Source organism: Actinoallomurus sp. CA-150999 (assembly GCF_050942425.1).
Taxonomy (GTDB): domain Bacteria; phylum Actinomycetota; class Actinomycetes; order Streptosporangiales; family Streptosporangiaceae; genus Actinoallomurus.
The window spans coordinates 6,720,996-6,735,465 of record NZ_CP192063.1; the positions used below are offsets into that span (position 1 = coordinate 6,720,996).

Consider the following 14,470-nt stretch of genomic DNA (forward strand, 5'->3'; position numbering starts at 1 on the left):
AGATCGTGGCCGGGGTGACCGAGCGTCAGGTCGCAGGTTCGACCGCCACGTCCAGGTGCTCGAGACCGCGCAACCCGTTGTTGATCATCGGCCGGCGCTCGCGGATTTCGAAGCGTGCCACCCGGTCGGCCAGCCTTTCCAGCAGTGCGCTCATTTCCAGCCGAGCGAGCTGCATCCCGACGCACACGTGCTCGCCCCGTCCAAAGGCGAGGTGGTCCGAGGGGCGACGGGTGATGTCAAAGCGTGCCGGGTTCGGGTAGTGGCGTTCGTCGCGGTTGGCGGAGGCGTAGAGCAGCGCGACCCGCGAGCCGGCGGCCAGCGGAACTCCGCCGATTTCGTGGTCCTCGGTGAGCACCCGGGTGAACTGGGGTACCGGAGATTCCAGTCGCAACGATTCGTTGATCGCGTGCGGGATCAACGAGCGATCCTTGCGCAGCAGGTCCCATTGGTCCGGGTTCTCGGCGAACAACGCGACCGCGTTGGCGATCGCGAGGATCGTCGTGTCCAGGCTGGGGGTGACGTAGTCGAGCATCATCACCGGGCACTTGTCGCGCGGGATCTCGCCACGGTCGGCGGCCTCGTAGAGCTGCGCCGCCCAGCCGCCGGGATCGATTTTCCCCGGCACGGCGTCATTCATGGCGAATGCCATGAACTCCTCGACGGCCGGCCCCGCAGCGGCTGCCCGGTCGTCGGCGGGTCCCTGAGTGTTCCAGATGGCCGCGGCCCACTCCAGCATCTTTTCCCGTCCCTGATCGGGAAGCCCGACCAGGTCCGACACCACGGCCATGGGCAGGTACTCCGCCAGTTCGGTGACGACCTCGAACCGGCCCCGGCCGACCAGCCGTTCGACGACCTGGTCGGCCTCAGCCTCGATCCGTGGAGTCACCTCGCGCATCCGATCCTGCCGAAGCGGCCGCCCCAGCACCGAGCGCATCGCCGTGTGCTCGGGAGGATCGCTGCACAGCGTGATTCCCTCCAACTGGGCGTTCACATCCGGATCCACGAACACTCCGCGCGCTGAGGAGAAAGTCTGCCAGTCCATCAGGGCGGCGCGCACCTCGTCGTAGCGGGGCAACGCGTAGAGGTCGTAGCGGGACAGGTGCACTACAGGTCCGAGAGCCCGAAGCTCGGCATAGATTTCGTACGGGTCGGTGCGCGCCGATTCGGTGTAGAGATCGACGTCGCTGGCGGGAATCGGGGACAACGGGCCTCCGGTAGACGGGTGTAGCGAACACCGCGACGACCAATTCACTGGTGCCGCGCGGAAGGAAGAGCCGAAAAGATCCTTTGATTTCATCTGCGAGTCGAACACGCACCTACGAAGCAGCAGGGAAACCGGACGAAAACTCCAGTCGCGCGACAGCCGACCCGTGGGAAACACCATCCCGCGACGGGGGATCCTTCGCATCGGTAAAAACTACGTACGTCGAGGTCCGGCCGGAGCGGATCAGCCGCGGTGAACTTCGTAGAAACGCCAGAGGTGCCGCAGGTAGGCCGGGATTTCCGAACCCTCGTAGGGCGGGCGCTCGGTGGGCCGCGGCATTCGTCGATGCGGTGGGCCTCGTCCGTGAAACGGCTGCTGTCCAGCCGGACGGTCCGGGTGCGGAAGTCATCGCGAGGCGCGCTCCAGCAACCAGCCCAGGGCGCACCGCGCTGTCCGGGGCGCGCGAACATCCGTTTGATCTCGACCGTGCCGTCACCCTGCGCGTGCAACGCCGCGACGCCGGCAGGGACGCCCTGGCCCGGACGGGCCCCGGCCGGGCTGGATCGCAAGGGAAAGTCCGGAACTCACAGGTCCTCGACCGGGTTCGCCGTCGCCGAGAGCCCTGCGTCCTCGGCAGCGAGCGCCCTACCCGGCGGTCTTGGATCCGGGATTCAGTACGAAGGCCACGGCGATACCGGCGAGGACTTGGATGCACGCAGGGATCGCACTAAGACCGTACTGCGTGTTGTAAACGGCGATCGCCCAGGCGAGCCAGATGACGATCGATCCGGTCACCACCCACCAGCGGCTGGAAATCGCGGCGAGGATCGGCGGTACCGAGGCCAGAATGCCGAGGAATACCACCAGCAACTCCGTCCCGCTGGTGGCGTGGACCGGCGCGTGCGCAGGACGCTTGGGCCCGCCAACGATCAAGAGGGGGATCAGCAAGAGCATGGGCACTACCCCGAGGGCCCGTACGGAGTCCGGCACTCCAGCGGTCTTGGGCCCGATTCCGCCCAACCGCCTCAGCAGAAGCGGCCCCACGAAAAGGACGAACGCAAGCCCCACCACCGTCACCGGAATCGAGACGGCATAAGGCGGCAGCGGCTCGCCGGAGCTGATGCCGTTGACGCCTCCCCGCAGCCGACCCAGTACGAAGATCGCCGCAACGAAGAAGACGATCAACACCAAGACGAACCCGATCATCCCCAGGCAACCCAGCAACGACTTCCCAACCGACTCCTCACCCGACTTCGCCTTTGTCTGCGCCCGTCCCTTGCGCCGCGGCGGCGTGGCCCGTTCCATCTCCTTGACCAACTCCCGGCAAGTATCACCGTCGGCCCCGGTCTGGGCCTGCAAGAACTCGATGGCCTCCGCCCGCTTGCCCCGGGCCAGAAGCCGCCGCACCGCGGCCTTGTGGTGCTCACTCAGCCGAGGCGCCTCGCCGCCCATCTTCTGCATGCCGAAATGATGACCCATGCACCGCTTCATTGACCAGCCCGTCCACGTCCGCTTACTTACGGGCCGGATGCCTCGATCACTCAATTGGTCTGCGCGAGCCCTCATCGCCCGGTAGGTCGCTCCGGCCGGCCGCTGCTGTACGGCCGTCGCCGCACTGACTGGACCCCTCGGCCGCGGTGTCCCGGCATCGTGCCCCGTCCGCGACCCAGGCGGAGTCCGCACTCAACCTTCTCCTCGCCGACCTTCGCTGGTCGGGAGCCCGTCGCCCAGCGAAAGGGACCCACGCACCGCGATCCACCCGGCGATTGATCATTCTGCTGCTAGTCTCTCACCGAGCGACCAAAGGAGAAGTATGCGCAAGAAGCTGTTCTCCGCCGCTTTGATCACCGGGATGGCGGCGACGCTTATCGCCGCCCCCGCTGCGGACGCGGCGACCAAACGCCTCAAGTGCGTCACTTACAAGTTGACCTTCAATAAGGTCGCCGAACGAAAAACCATCAAGGTGCACAACGGCTGCGCCGGACGGGTCAAGGTCGACGCCCAAGTAGCGGGAAAAGATTCCGGCTACAAGCTGATCGCCCACGGCGCAAACCACAAGTTCTCTTACCCCCTTGGCCTCAATCTCTACGGTCTAAAGATCTACTACAAGGGCAAGCGCTACTACAACCGCATCGGCCGCGACATGCCTGCCGCCTAGGAACCCATGTGAGATAAGTGTCGGTGGACTCCTCGATGGCCAGCGGCGAGCGCTTTCGACGATCGGCGGTGATATCACTGCCGAAGCATACGAAGAACGAGCACAACAAGAAGCCGAAGAAAATGACCCGCACTATTGACGGTTTTCGCCTGGCCAAGCATTGTTGACGGTCTCGGCATGACCCTCTCGGCCGCTCAGACACAGCCGAGAGGGCAGCGTGCTTCGGGGTCACGGTTCGTGTGGGTGCCCGGAATTGACCCAAGCCGTCGTGGGCCGACCGGGCCTTCATCACGGCGCCGGCCCGGCTGCTCCCGAAACCACGCCGGGTAGGGCTGCTGGTCACGCCTGGCACGCTGTTGCGCTGGCACGCCCAGGTCGCATAGGGGTAGCCGAATTGCGGGCACCCACAGGGTCCACGGAGTCGTCTCATTCATGCGCTCATGCTCCGCAACTGGCGAACAGACACGACCCGCGGTCCTGCCCCAAACCGACCGCCCGCCCCAAACCGCAGGTCGGCACCACCGACGAGTTCTGAAGCGCTACAAGCGGGGTCCGGTCGTGGTGTCCATGGCGCGAACTCCTTCGGCGTGGCGGTGGTGTCAGCGGACGGTGAGGATCGTCTTGCCGGGCCTGCGTTCCCGCCCTCTGCTCTCGAAGGCGCGGCGGCCGGCATCCAGCGGGAACACCTGGCTCACCACCGGCCGCAGTCCACCCTGATCCACCATCCGCGCCAGGTGCGCGAGCTCCTCGGCGTTCGGCCGTACCACGAAGAACATGGCCTTGACCTGATGCTCCTCGGCTCGTTCCGGTGACGGCGTGGCACCGAGGGTCACCAGCCGCCCGCCGGGGCGCAGCACGCCGTACGAGCGCTGGAGCGTACTGCCGCCCACGGTGTCCAGGACGACGTCGAGCCCGGACACCACCTCGTCGAAGGCCTCGCTGGTGAAGTCGATGAAGCGCTCCGCACCGAGCCGGCGGACGAATTCCCCGTGCGACGGCACGTCGGTGGCGATGACCCGCGCGCCGAGACTCGCGGCGATCTGCACGGCGTACACGCCGACTCCTCCCGCGCCACCGTTGATGAGCACCTGCTCGCCAGGGACCAGGCCGGCGTGGTAGACGAGCGCCTGCCAAGCGGTGAGCGCGGCCAGAGGCAGCCCGGCGGCATGCACGTGAGTGATGCTGCGCGGCTTGTGCGCGAGGGTGCCGGCCGGGGCGGTCGCGAATTCCGCTGCGGCGCCGTCACGGTCGAAGTCGATCAGGCCGTACACCTCGTCTCCGACCGAGAAGCCCGTGACGTCCTCGCCCAGCATGGCGACCGTCCCAGACAACTCGTGTGAAGGGATCATCGGGGTGTGGTCGGAGCCGTCCCGGGTGGTCCACGACCGGTCCCAGCCGAGTTCGGCGAAGGTGATGGCCGCGGCGTGTACGGCGATGAGCACCTCGCCCCGAGCGGGCACGGGTACCGGCGCCTGCTCATACAGGAGTTGCTCTGGGCCGCCTCGGGTATGCGCCCGTAGAGCCATCATGGTGTCCATGGTTCGTCCTCTCCTTATATGTCGTCAGTAGGAGGCGGGGCGCCGGGCCTGTTCAGCTGGACGCCGCGACGGTGACGGGGTGCCCACACGTCCCGCCAGGACCGCCTCGGCGTCTGCGGGCGTGCCTACGGCTGCGTCGTGTCCGGCCGCTCGGACGAAGCGCGGGCACGCCTCGGCCTTGTCCCCCATCGATCCGGCGGGGAAGTCCATCCGGCCAGCGGCTCCACGTCGATGCTGCGGATGGGCTCGGCGTCGGCGTTGCCCCAAGCCCCGCATCACGGCGGGGATGCCGTTGAGGATGAGCACGTGCTCGGCGCCGACCCGCAGGGTGAGAAGGACAGTGGTGAGGTACCTGTCGGCGGCCCCGTCGATGCCTCGCAACTCACCCGTACCGGTCGGCGAACGCCGGCGTGTGCCGGCGGTCATGGACCGGGCCGATGAACTTGGTCGGCTGGGCGAGGACCGGGTCGGCGCCATCCATGACGGTCTGGGTGACGAGTGCGATGGTGGGCCGTCGCATCCCGGCGTTCCGGAGTTCCTGGATCAGCCGGTAACCGGTCTGCGCGCGTGTCCGTGCTCGCGCAGGTTCGCCACGAGCCTGGACCTGATGAGGCCCGTTCCGCCGATAACCAGAAACTTCATGCGGTGCCTTCCTACACGCCGGGGCGTCGCTCGCCGCCCGCTCGCCGGCTAAGACAAGACAGCCGCACGATCTGTGACAGCCCCGGCGAAATCCACTCGCCATAACCCGGACGCCATCCCGCGGGACGGCCATCACCAGCAGGAACACCACCACTGCGGCCAAAGACGCGCTCGCTTTCGCGATCACCCCGCTTCCTTTCGCAACAGCTTCGGCAGGTCCGCGGCGAAGCCCTTGGATGACACACCCGCCGTGTAGATCACGTGGGCCAGATGGTCAGGAGCATCCGGTGCCGCCCGGCGGCCGAAGCCGCCGGGCGACCGGTCTTGGTCGACCTCATGCTGAGGTCGACCTGGCGGACCGGATGAACGCCGCGATCCCGGCGCTGAGCTCGAGCAGGCCGATACAGCTTGGACGTTTCGGTGGGCAGCGGCCCGAGCGAGATACCGAACTGCTGGAACTGCCCCAGCGTGATCTTCCCGCCGGACCAGGTGATCTCCGTGACGGCCTGGGTCACCGGGTGCCCTTGGTGACATCGATCGTCCACCCGGGCGTCGGCTGCACCGATACCGACGCGATCGGATGGTCGGTGGGCAGGTGCACCTGGACCTTGGTGGTGTCGGCGCCTTCCTCCTCATTCGGAACCTGGACGTCGAAGGCACCGTACCCACCGGGCTGGCGGTGTTCGGATTGACGGTGACATGGGCGGACGCCGGAAGGGCGAACGCCACGATCACAGCCGCGACGGCTCCCCCGCGGGTCAGCGTGCGTTGCGCCGCACGCGGGAAAGACGTGATGCTCCTCGGAAAAAGACCTGCGCGGGGAGACGGAGATCTTGCGGAAGGCTGCGCATCGATCGCCGGGGTGGTCTTCGACTGCATCGTCGGTGGTTGCTTGCTATTCGACGAGTTTGCCGACAGTTGACACCTCGCGCATGAGCGTCGCGATTTCAACGGGAATCGGGGGGATGGCCTGCCTCTCCACCGATCCGGGACCGGACCACACAAGGTTGACCTGCAGTGAGGGGTCGAGCTCAGGGTGGTCGGAACGGTTGTGGCAGCCGCGGGTCTCGCGACGCTCGAGTGCAGTCTCGATCGTCGCGCGTGCGGCGAGCGCTGCGGACTTCAGGTCGAAGGCGTGGGCGAGGTCCTGGAAACCGGCGATGTCCGGGTGTACGCCGACGTCGGCGATGCGCGCCTCCAGCGCAGTGAGCTCGGCGAGCCCTTTCAGCAGGCCGCTCTCGTCGCGCACCACACCTGCATACTCCGTCATGATGTTACGGATGGCTCGTTGAAGTGAGCGCACGTTCTCGGGGCCGTCGGCCGCGAGAAGCTCGTCTACCTCCGCCCGTGCCGCGTCGAGCGCCTCGGGAGAGCGGCGCTGGGCGCCGAGACCCGCGGAGTACTCTGCCGCCGCCTCCCCGACGATGCGGCCGAAGACGAGGAGTTCGATGAGTGAGTTACCGCCAAGACGGTTCGCCCCGTGCAGGCCGCTTGCCGCTTCCCCGATCGCGTACAGGCCGTCGACGTCCGTGCTGTGGTCGTCAGGTCGCACCCACACCCCGCCCATCGAGTAGTGCGCGGTCGGTGCGATCTCGATCGGCTCCTTGGTGATGTCGAGCATCTGCAGCTCCAGGAGCGTCTGATAGACGCGAGGCAACCGCGTCATGATCGTCTGTCGCGGCAGATGCGACACATCAAGCCAAACGCCGCCGTTCCGGCTGCCACGGCCCTCTTTGATCTCCGTGTAGGCGGCCAATGCGATGCGGTCGCGCGTGGACAGCTCCATCCGCTCTGGGTCGTACCGCGACATGAACCGCTCTCCGAGCTGGTTGCGCAGAATTCCTCCCTCGCCCCGTGCCGCTTCGGAGACGAGGGTGCCCGCTGCGTCCTCGGGTGCGATGAGACCGGACGGGTGGAACTGCACCAGCTCGGGGTCGCGGATGCGGCATCCGGCGAGGACGGCGAGGCGGAACGAGTCACCTGTGTTCTCATCCCGCCGGGAGGAGGTGCGCCGCCAGATCCTGGTGTGGCCGCCGGCGGCCAGGATCACCGCATCGGCATGGATGACATAGCGGCTGCCGTCGGTCAGGTCGAACCCGTACGCGCCGAAGACCGCGTTGTCGCGGATGAGGATGCGCGTGATGTAGACGGTGTCGAGGATGGGGACATCGAGCTGCGCCGCCCGGCTGACCAGGGTGCGCTGGATCTCAAGGCCGGTGTAGTCCCCGGCATAGGCGGTGCGCCTGTAGGTGTGGGCGCCGAAGAAGCGCTGCGAGATTCGCCCGTCCTGCTCGCGTGCGAATGGCATGCCGTAGCGCTGGAGGTCTTCGATGCCCCGCGCGGCCCCCTCAGTGACGATTTGCACGGTCTGGGGGTTGGCGAGAAGGTAGCTCTCTTTTAGGGTGTCCGCCGCGTGCTGTTGCCAGGTGTCCTCGGGGTCCATCGTGGCAAGCGCCGCATTGATGCCGCCCGCCGCGAGCGATGTGTGCGCGTCCGTCTTCGGCCGCTTGCCCACCGCGAGGACGCCGACCCCGCGTTCGGCAAGTTCGATTGCGGCCCGCAGCCCGGATCCTCCGGTGCCGATGACCAGGACCGACGTGGCGATCCGTCTCTCTGGCAAGTGCATGGTGCTCCTTTGGTCGCGTCGGCAAAGCAATGCCAGGAAAGACGACCGAGCAGCGGCATGATTTGTGACAGCCCTACCGGGGCGCATGGTCGCTCTTGCGAGACCAGCGCCCGGCCGACGATCGCATCGTTGTCAGGGGACGTCACCTCACGCTCAGAAGAGCCGGTCTGCTCTGCGCGGGCGGCGCCGCGGCGACCGCGGCTGGGCCGCCACCGACCCAGCCGAGCGCGGACAGACCATGGTGTTGCCCACCCTGCTGGCCGCCAGCTCGCTGCGGAGCAGCGCTAGATGTGGGGCAGCCATCCTGATCGTTGTCGACGGCTTCATGAAAAGAATTTCGCGACAGCTGTTACAAGCTCCGAGGGTGCCCTGTCTTAGCCGGCGACCGGATGGCAACAGGTGCACCGGTGAACAGGAAGGCACGTCATGAAGATCGTGCTAGTCGGCGGGGCTGGTCTGATCGAGTCGAACCTGTTGACCTCAACGTCACCGTGCCGAACCTGCTCGCCCACGCCGCCCTGCCTCACCTATGGCAGATCAAGGGATCGATCAAGCCGACTGTGAGTTTTGGCACAGCACAGGGCTGTCACCGATCGCGGTGCCACGTGGTCTTAGCTGGTGGAAAGACACCGAACCACCCGCAAAGGACGAGGAAACCTATGAGCGCCGAACATTCGTTCCACTTCGATAGCCCCACCGCGCCCAAGATCGACGTGGTGGGCACCGTGCCGGGCGCACCACAGATCCCCGAGGGCGCCGAGGCGATGACCCTCCTAGTCACCCTCCCGCCGGGCAGCGAGGGCGCCCCGCCACACCGCCACTCCGGCCCGGCCTTCGGCTACGTCCTCAAGGGCGAGATGATCTTCGAACTGGAAGGCGCACCACAGCGCGTCATCAAGGCTGGCGAGACCTTCTGGGAACCCGGCGGCGACGTCATCCACTACCAGGACGGCAACAACCTGGCCGACGCAGAATCCGCGTTCGTCGTGACGATGTTCTGCGCACCCGGACAACCGATGCTCATCCCGGTCAGCGCGAAGGAACTCGAGCAGCGGCGGGACCGTCGCGCGCCTCGTCCCTGACCGCCCAGGTGGCGAGGCCGTATGCCGCTCCGAAAATAGGATTACGTGGCCTGATCTGGGATTACGCGGCGTGGTGATATTCGCTGATCACGCCTGCGACGGCAGGTTTTCCTCCTGGGCGGCCACGAACTGCCGCCACGTCAGCCGACCGAACGTCGGCGCACGCGCAGAAGAACCCGCAGATCACAACCGCGCTCCCCCGGTTCGTGCTCCCGCTGCTCCCGCCCGAGGCGAGGACCGGCGGGAGCACGCATGGTTCCGGAACCGTCCCGAACAGGCGTCAACCAGCGTCATCCGACGGTACTGGCCCCTCGCCCGTCGGCTGGCCGGCGATCGGAGGCAGGCCGAAGCGCCTGGCCTCGCTCCTCTTGCTGGGACCGAATCTGGGTGTTCGATATGCCTGATGGCTTCTGCGCATCCATCCGTCCCGAACGGCACGCAACCAAGTCAACCTGGCCCCGTAGGCACTTGGGGTTGTGCGCCCCGGCCGGCTGCAGCCCGGCCCAGTCGGCCGGCACGGTGACCGACGGGTAGGGGGCCGCCTGGGCGGCCGCCGGTCGCGCCACGGCGGACGCCATGGGCGACACGCCCATCACCGCGGCGGTGCTCATGGCGAGCAGCTGACGGTTGGTTCGCATGAAGGCCTCGGGAAGGTGAGCGGAAGCACGAGTGCCGTCATGGTGGGCCTGCCCGGCGGTGCCGTCGACGGTTCCCGCGTCCACATTCGGCGCGGGCGATGTGTCGGCGGGCACCATGCGCGGCCGGCCTAGCCGGCCCGTAGCGGCGCGCCGGTGGCCGCGCGCACGTCGTCGGCGGTGACGCCGGGCGCGGTCTCTCGCAGCACCAGGCCGTCGGCCGTGACGTCGATGACGGCCAGGTCGGTGATGATCCGGTCCACCACGGCGCGCCCGGTGAGCGGCAGCGTGCACTCCCCGACGATCTTGGGAGAGCCGTCGCGGGCGGTGTGCTCCATCAGCACGATGACGCGCCGCGCCCCGTGCACGAGGTCCATGGCGCCCCCCATACCTTTGATCATCTTGCCGGGGATGCTCCAGTTCGCCAGGTCGCCGCGGGCCGAGACCTGCATCGCGCCGAGCACGGCGGCGTCCAGCCGCCCGCCCCGGATCAGCCCGAACGACAGCGCGGAGTCGAAGAACGACGCGCCCGGCAGGGTCGTCACGGTCTCCTTCCCCGCGTTGATCAGGTCCGGGTCCTCCGTGCCCTCGACCGGATAGGGGCCCACGCCGAGGATGCCGTTCTCGCTGTGCAGCACCACCTCCACGCCCTCCGGCAGGTGCTGCGGAATCAGTGTGGGCAGCCCGATACCGAGGTTGACGTACGCTCCGTCGGCCAGCTCGCGCGCCGCGCGGGCGGCCATCTCCACCCTGGTCAGCCCGGTCATCGGTGCCCTCCCGGCAGCACGGTGCGCTTCTCGATCGGCTTGGCCACGGGCCCGACGGCGACCACCCGGTCGACGAAGATCCCCGGCAGGTGGATTTCGTCCGGATCGAGGCGTTCCACCACCTCCTCGGCCTGCGCCACGGTCACCCGGGCGGCCATCGCCGCGAGCGGGTTGAAGTTGCGGGCCGACTTGTCGAACACCAGGTTGCCGTGCCGGTCCGCGCGCGCCGCGTGCACGAGGCCGAAGTCGGTACGGACGGCCTCCTCCAGCACGTACGGGCGGCCGTCGAACTCGCGGATCTCCCGCGGGGGCGAGGCCGCCAGCACCTCGCCGTCCGGGCCGTACCGCCACGGCAGCCCGCCCTCGGCGACCTGCGTGCCCACCCCGGCCGGCGTGTAGAACGCGGGGATTCCGCAGCCGCCCGCGCGCAGGCGTTCGGCGAGGGTGCCCTGCGGCACCAGTTCGACCTCCAGCTCACCGGCCAGGTACCGCCGGGCGAACTCCTTGTTCTCCCCGACGTAGGAGGCGGTCATCCGCGCGATGCGGCCCTCCCGTAGCAGCACGCCCAAGCCGTGGTCGTCGACCCCGCAGTTGTTGGAGACCACGTGCAGGCCCGTCGTGCCCCGGTCGAGCAGCGCCCTGATCAGCTCCATCGGCACACCGCACAGCCCGAACCCGCCCACCGCGAGCGAGGCGCCGTCCGGGATGTCGGCCACGGCCACTTCCGGCGTGCTCAGCGTCTTGTCCATGTTCCACCTCCGTGTCGGAGGCAGACCGTAAGCGGCCGGTGCGCGGGTTCCTACGTCGCCGACCCACACATCCGCGCGCCGACCTGTGTGACCGCCTGGTCCGCGCCGGGGCGGATGTGCCGGTGCACCACAGCCGTGCCGGGGAAAGTGGTCGCCCGCCACATGGATCTCGGGATGCCGCGCGCCTAGTGTTCCCCGTCACCTGACCTGGTGAACGTTTCTTAACGCCCGGGTGATCGGCACGACATCTGGCAAGGAGGGCGTATGGACGATCCCGTCCGAAGGCCCCTGATCCTCACCGCCCGGAACCTGGTGAAGGAGTTCCGGGGGTTCCGCGCGGTGGACGGCGTCGACCTGGACGTCGCCGACGGCGACGTGCACGCGCTGGTCGGCCCGAACGGCGCCGGCAAGACCACGCTCTTCCACCTCCTGACCGGCTTCCACAAGCCCAGCGACGGCCGGATCCGGCTCGGTGACCGCGACCTCACCGGGCTCGGCCCCGAGCAGGTCGCCCGGGCCGGCATCGCCCGGTCCTTCCAGATCACCAGCCTGTTCGCGCAGCTGACCCCGCGCGAGCACGTGGAGCTGGCGCTGCAGAGCGCGACCGGCCTCGGCTGGCGGTTCTGGCGCTCGGACCGGGCGCTGGCGCGGTTCTCCGGCCGCGCGATGGAACTGCTCGACGAAGTCGGGCTGGCCGGGCACGCCGACGTCCCGGCGGGCGCGCTGGCGTACGGCCGCAAGCGGGCGCTGGAGCTTGCGCTCGCCCTCGCGCTAGAGCCCCGCGTACTGCTCCTCGACGAGCCGACCGCCGGGATGGGCGTGGAGGACGTCGACCGGACCGTCGAGCTGATCGGACGGATCCGGCAGGGCCGGACCGTGGTCATGGTCGAGCACAACATGAACGTGGTCGGGGCGCTCGCCGACCGGGTGACCGTCCTGCAGTCCGGCACCGTGCTGGTCGAGGGTGCGTACGCCGAGGTCCGCAACGACCCGAGGGTGATCAGCGCCTACCTGGGGGACGTCGATGCTGCGCATTGAGAACCTGTCGGCCTGGTACGGCGAGGCGCAGGTGCTGCGCGACGTCTCCCTGGAGGTGGCCGAGGGAGAGATCGTCACTCTGGTCGGCCGCAACGGCGCCGGCAAGACCACCCTGCTGCGGTCCGTGATGGGCCTGCACACCGGCGGCGGCGCGCGTGCCACCGGCCGCGTCGAGTTCCTCGGCGAGGACGTCGTCCGGCTGCCCGCCCACCGACGGGCGCGCCGTGGGCTCGGCTACGTGCCCGACGACCGGGGGATCTTCGCCACGCTGTCGGTCGAGGAGAACCTGACCCTCCCGCCGGCCGTCGGGCCGAAGCCGTGGTCGCTGGACCAGGTGTACGAGACCTTCCCCCGGCTGCGGGAACGACGGCGGTTCCCTGGCACCAAGCTGTCCGGCGGCGAGCAGCAGATGCTCGCGCTGGCGCGGGTGCTGCGAATGGGCGCCCGGCTCCTGCTGTGCGACGAGCCCACGGAAGGGCTGTCGCCGCTGATCGTGCAGCAGATCGGCGCGATCCTCCGCGACGTGAAGGAGCACGGCGTCACCGTGCTGCTGATCGAACAGAACGTGCACTTCGCCGCCACCGTCGCCGACCGGCACTACCTGCTGGCCGAGGGACGGATCGCCCGGTCGCTGGACAACGCCGAGGTCCGCGAACGCGAACACGAACTCCTCGAGTACCTCGGAATCTGAAGACCCCCCGAAGGAGAAGGACATGAAGGCTTTGAACGCCGCGGCCGCGCTGACGGTCGCCGGAGCGCTGCTCGCCGGATGCGGAGGCGGTCCCGGCGGGGGCGGGGGGAAGATCAGCGACGGCAAGGTCGTCCTGGCGGTGCTGAACGACCAGTCCGGCGTCTACTCGCAGCTCTCCGGGCAGAGCAGCGTCAAGGCGGTGGAGATGGCCATCGCCGACTACAAGGCCAAGTACGGCGCGAAGGCGGTGGCCAAGAAGATCGAGGTGGTGTCCGCCGACCACCAGAACAAGCCGGACATCGCCAACAGCAAGGCGCAGGAGCTGTACGACCGCCGGCAGGCCGACACCATCCTCGACGTACCGACCTCCTCGGCGGCGCTGGCCGTCGCCAACATCGCCAAGGCCCGCAAGAAGGTGTTCTTCGACATCTCCGCCGGTACGACGGCGCTCGAGGGCGCGCAATGCAACAAGTACACGTTCCACTACGGCTACAACACCTACATGCTCGCCCAGGGAACGGGTGCGACGGCCACCCAGGGCGGCGCGAAGAACTGGTACATCGTCTACCCGGACTACGCGTTCGGCCAGGACATGAACAAGAGTTTCACCGCGGCCGTGCAGGGGGCCGGAGGCAAGGTCGTCAAGAGCGACCCGGCGCCGTTCCCGAGCGACAACTTCTCCTCGTTCCTGCTCAAGGCACCCGGCCTGAACCCCAAGCCGCAGGTGCTCGGCACGATGGAGGCCGGCGGTGACCTGGTCAACTTCGTGAAGCAGTACAACGAATACAAGCTGCGCGACAAGGGCATCGGGCTCGCCGTCGGACTGATGTTCATCACCGACATCCACTCGCTCGGCCCGGACGCGCTGGCCGGCACCCAGTTCACCGACCCGTGGTACTGGAACGCCGACGCCACCAACCGGGCGTTCGCCGACAAGTTCCAGGCCAAGGCCGGCAAGCGGCCGTCGTTCCCGAACGCCGCCAACTACTCGGCCGCGCTGCAGTACCTCGAGGCGGTCCAGCGGGCGGGCACCGACAAGTCCGACGCCGTCGTCAAGCAGCTCGAGGGCGCCAAGATCGACGACGCCTTCGGGCACGGCGGGACCATCCGCGCCCAGGATCACCTGCTGCTGCACGACGTCGACCTGGCCCAGGTGAAGGCGGCCAAGGACGTCACCGAGCCGTGGGACTACGAGAAGGTCGTCAAGACCGTCCCGGCAGCCCAGGCGTTCCAGCCGGCCAGCCCCGCCTGCAAGCTCGGCTGAGCGGCGCCCCTGGACCGTCCCTTGACCCGACGCGCCGACGTGCTCGGGCCCCGGGACGCACCAAGCTCCCTCCCAG

General features: G+C 68.3%; 13 protein-coding genes and 1 pseudogene. 6 read left to right on the plus strand and 8 right to left on the minus strand.

The annotated features are described in order from the left end of the window. Positions 1-25: 25 nt before the first annotated feature. Both ACQP2O_RS31125 and ACQP2O_RS31130 read right to left on the minus strand, forming a co-directional pair. A complete protein-coding gene (locus ACQP2O_RS31125; protein ID WP_433171217.1) occupies positions 26-1,204 on the minus strand; it encodes a cytochrome P450 in 1,179 nt (392 codons plus the stop codon). Between the two features lie 645 nt (positions 1,205-1,849). Next, positions 1,850-2,665, minus strand: coding sequence for a hypothetical protein (locus ACQP2O_RS31130; RefSeq protein WP_433171219.1), 816 nt, complete (start codon positions 2,663-2,665; stop codon positions 1,850-1,852). 352 nt (positions 2,666-3,017) lie between these two features. Between ACQP2O_RS31130 and ACQP2O_RS31135 the strand changes: the two genes are divergently transcribed. Continuing rightward, positions 3,018-3,362: a hypothetical protein gene (locus ACQP2O_RS31135; RefSeq protein WP_433171221.1), complete on the plus strand. Its 345-nt coding sequence runs from the start codon at positions 3,018-3,020 to the stop codon at positions 3,360-3,362. Between the two features lie 35 nt (positions 3,363-3,397). Next, positions 3,398-3,529: a hypothetical protein gene (locus ACQP2O_RS31140; protein WP_433171223.1), complete on the plus strand. Its 132-nt coding sequence runs from the start codon at positions 3,398-3,400 to the stop codon at positions 3,527-3,529. Between the two features lie 432 nt (positions 3,530-3,961). Here ACQP2O_RS31140 and ACQP2O_RS31145 read toward each other — a convergent pair whose 3' ends face one another. The 4 genes and pseudogenes from ACQP2O_RS31145 to ACQP2O_RS31160 form a co-directional block, all read right to left on the minus strand. After that, complete coding sequence (locus ACQP2O_RS31145; protein WP_433171225.1) at positions 3,962-4,900, minus strand: NADP-dependent oxidoreductase; 939 nt, start codon at positions 4,898-4,900, stop codon at positions 3,962-3,964. A 382-nt stretch (positions 4,901-5,282) separates the two neighbouring features. Then, on the minus strand, positions 5,283-5,420 hold the full coding sequence (locus tag ACQP2O_RS31150; RefSeq protein ID WP_433171227.1) for a hypothetical protein: 138 nt from the start codon (positions 5,418-5,420) through the stop codon (positions 5,283-5,285). A 379-nt stretch (positions 5,421-5,799) separates the two neighbouring features. After that, positions 5,800-6,374 (minus strand): annotated as a pseudogene (locus ACQP2O_RS31155) (DUF1775 domain-containing protein). 63 nt (positions 6,375-6,437) lie between these two features. After that, positions 6,438-8,168, minus strand: coding sequence for an L-aspartate oxidase (locus ACQP2O_RS31160; protein ID WP_433171229.1), 1,731 nt, complete (start codon positions 8,166-8,168; stop codon positions 6,438-6,440). Between the two features lie 659 nt (positions 8,169-8,827). Between ACQP2O_RS31160 and ACQP2O_RS31165 the strand changes: the two genes are divergently transcribed. Continuing rightward, complete coding sequence (locus tag ACQP2O_RS31165; protein WP_433171231.1) at positions 8,828-9,250, plus strand: cupin domain-containing protein; 423 nt, start codon at positions 8,828-8,830, stop codon at positions 9,248-9,250. A gap of 766 nt (positions 9,251-10,016) precedes the next feature. Here the strand turns inward: ACQP2O_RS31165 and ACQP2O_RS31170 are convergent. Together ACQP2O_RS31170 and ACQP2O_RS31175 are read right to left on the minus strand one after the other, a co-directional pair. Further along, positions 10,017-10,652, minus strand: coding sequence for a CoA transferase subunit B (locus ACQP2O_RS31170; protein WP_433171233.1), 636 nt, complete (start codon positions 10,650-10,652; stop codon positions 10,017-10,019). Continuing rightward, positions 10,649-11,401, minus strand: coding sequence for a CoA transferase subunit A (locus tag ACQP2O_RS31175; protein WP_433171235.1), 753 nt, complete (start codon positions 11,399-11,401; stop codon positions 10,649-10,651). Before ACQP2O_RS31175 ends, ACQP2O_RS31170 begins: the two co-directional genes overlap by 4 nt. A 264-nt stretch (positions 11,402-11,665) precedes the next feature. Here ACQP2O_RS31175 and ACQP2O_RS31180 point away from each other — a divergent pair, with 264 nt between their 5' ends. The 3 genes from ACQP2O_RS31180 to ACQP2O_RS31190 are packed head-to-tail and all read left to right on the plus strand — an operon-like array spanning position 11,666 to position 14,394. Then, the gene (locus ACQP2O_RS31180) at positions 11,666-12,439 is read left to right on the plus strand and encodes an ABC transporter ATP-binding protein (RefSeq protein ID WP_433171237.1); all 774 of its coding nucleotides are present in this window, start codon (positions 11,666-11,668) and stop codon (positions 12,437-12,439) included. Continuing rightward, positions 12,426-13,130, plus strand: a complete 705-nt coding sequence (locus ACQP2O_RS31185) for an ABC transporter ATP-binding protein (RefSeq protein ID WP_433171239.1) — start codon at positions 12,426-12,428, stop codon at positions 13,128-13,130. The genes ACQP2O_RS31180 and ACQP2O_RS31185 overlap by 14 nt, the downstream gene beginning before the upstream one ends. Before the next feature lie 22 nt (positions 13,131-13,152). Next, entirely contained in the window at positions 13,153-14,394 is a 1,242-nt protein-coding gene (locus ACQP2O_RS31190) for an ABC transporter substrate-binding protein (RefSeq protein WP_433171241.1), read from the plus strand. Positions 14,395-14,470: the final 76 nt, after the last annotated feature.

Excerpts from the sequence above, each read along its gene's own strand:
- ACQP2O_RS31130 (WP_433171219.1), bottom strand. The coding sequence starts at position 2,665 with ATGCAGAAGATGGGCGGCGAGGCGCCTCGGCTGAGTGAGCACCACAAG.
- ACQP2O_RS31135 (WP_433171221.1), top strand. The coding sequence starts at position 3,018 with ATGCGCAAGAAGCTGTTCTCCGCCGCTTTGATCACCGGGATGGCGGCG.
- ACQP2O_RS31140 (WP_433171223.1), top strand. The coding sequence starts at position 3,398 with ATGGCCAGCGGCGAGCGCTTTCGACGATCGGCGGTGATATCACTGCCG.
- ACQP2O_RS31145 (WP_433171225.1), bottom strand. The coding sequence starts at position 4,900 with ATGGACACCATGATGGCTCTACGGGCGCATACCCGAGGCGGCCCAGAG.
- ACQP2O_RS31150 (WP_433171227.1), bottom strand. The coding sequence starts at position 5,420 with ATGCGACGGCCCACCATCGCACTCGTCACCCAGACCGTCATGGATGGC.
- ACQP2O_RS31160 (WP_433171229.1), bottom strand. The coding sequence starts at position 8,168 with ATGCACTTGCCAGAGAGACGGATCGCCACGTCGGTCCTGGTCATCGGC.
- ACQP2O_RS31165 (WP_433171231.1), top strand. The coding sequence starts at position 8,828 with ATGAGCGCCGAACATTCGTTCCACTTCGATAGCCCCACCGCGCCCAAG.
- ACQP2O_RS31170 (WP_433171233.1), bottom strand. The coding sequence starts at position 10,652 with ATGACCGGGCTGACCAGGGTGGAGATGGCCGCCCGCGCGGCGCGCGAG.
- ACQP2O_RS31175 (WP_433171235.1), bottom strand. The coding sequence starts at position 11,401 with ATGGACAAGACGCTGAGCACGCCGGAAGTGGCCGTGGCCGACATCCCG.
- ACQP2O_RS31180 (WP_433171237.1), top strand. The coding sequence starts at position 11,666 with ATGGACGATCCCGTCCGAAGGCCCCTGATCCTCACCGCCCGGAACCTG.
- ACQP2O_RS31185 (WP_433171239.1), top strand. The coding sequence starts at position 12,426 with ATGCTGCGCATTGAGAACCTGTCGGCCTGGTACGGCGAGGCGCAGGTG.
- ACQP2O_RS31190 (WP_433171241.1), top strand. The coding sequence starts at position 13,153 with ATGAAGGCTTTGAACGCCGCGGCCGCGCTGACGGTCGCCGGAGCGCTG.